1 protein-coding gene and 1 pseudogene are annotated in these 827 nt (G+C 65.5%); both read left to right on the top strand.

The genetic code is table 11. The features are described from left to right. Positions 1-96: 96 nt before the first annotated feature. Positions 97-534 carry a DUF2231 domain-containing protein gene (locus tag H7A85_RS20655; protein ID WP_182422416.1) on the top strand — a complete coding sequence of 146 codons (438 nt, stop codon included), beginning with the start codon at positions 97-99 and terminating at the stop codon, positions 532-534. Then, positions 531-827, top strand: a pseudogene (locus tag H7A85_RS20650) (sorbosone dehydrogenase family protein); the annotation flags it as partial. The gene H7A85_RS20655 and the pseudogene H7A85_RS20650, both read left to right, overlap by 4 nt.

The following is an 827-nucleotide window of genomic DNA, read 5'->3' as shown; positions in this document are numbered from 1 at the left end:
GTTTGCCACTGATCATGGGATCGTCAGCACTCGGGTTGCCGGCCGATGCGACCCAACGATCCGGGTGAGAGCAAGCGCCCAAGGAGGGCGACAGATATGTCCAGAGCAACGGAAGTCCGCAGCTCCCCAGCGAGCGGATTGCACGGGATCCTCTTGAGTTTTCCAGTCGCGCTTTTCAGCGTGGGCCTCGCTTCGGACATCGCCTACCTTCGAACCGCGGAAATCCAGTGGACCAACTTCGCGAGCTGGTCGATCGCGGGGGCGCTCGTCTTCGGCGGCTTGGTTGCCGCCTGGGCGCTGATCGACTGGTTGCGCCTTCTTCGCCGACCGGGCGGCGCTGGCCGGTTGTTCTACTTCGTGATCGTCGCCTTGATGTGGGCGATCGGTCTGGTCAACGCCTTCCACCACGCGCGCGACGGCTGGAGCTCGGTGGGAACCACGGGGCTCGCCTTGTCGATCGCCTCAACCGTCCTCGCACTCACAGCCGGCTGGATGGTCTTTTCGCGCACCGCACGTTTGGAGATCGCACGATGAACCGGGCCCTTTGGACAACCGCTGTCGCAGCCTTCGCCCTGACCGGCTGTGAGGGAAGCGATCCCAATCTCAGCCAGACCGGCGCGCAACCCGACCTTCCCGCCGTGCGCGAGACACTGGTCCCGCCGATGAAGATCGCCACGCCCGCAGGCTGGAATGGTCAGCTGCCGGCGGTTCCCGACGGGTTCGCGATCACGGCGTTCGCCACCGACCTGTCGATCCCGCGCCAAATGCTCGTGCTGCCGAACGGCGATGTTCTGGTGGCGGAAGGGCGAGGCGGCAATGCGCCAGCC

This window comes from Aureimonas sp. ME7 (assembly GCF_903970965.1).
Taxonomy (GTDB): Bacteria; Pseudomonadota; Alphaproteobacteria; order Rhizobiales; family Rhizobiaceae; genus Aureimonas.
The sequence above is the reverse complement of the archived record's forward strand: the minus strand, read 5'-3'. Positions and strand labels throughout refer to the sequence as shown.

Excerpts from the sequence above, each read along its gene's own strand:
- H7A85_RS20655 (WP_182422416.1), top strand. The coding sequence starts at position 97 with ATGTCCAGAGCAACGGAAGTCCGCAGCTCCCCAGCGAGCGGATTGCAC.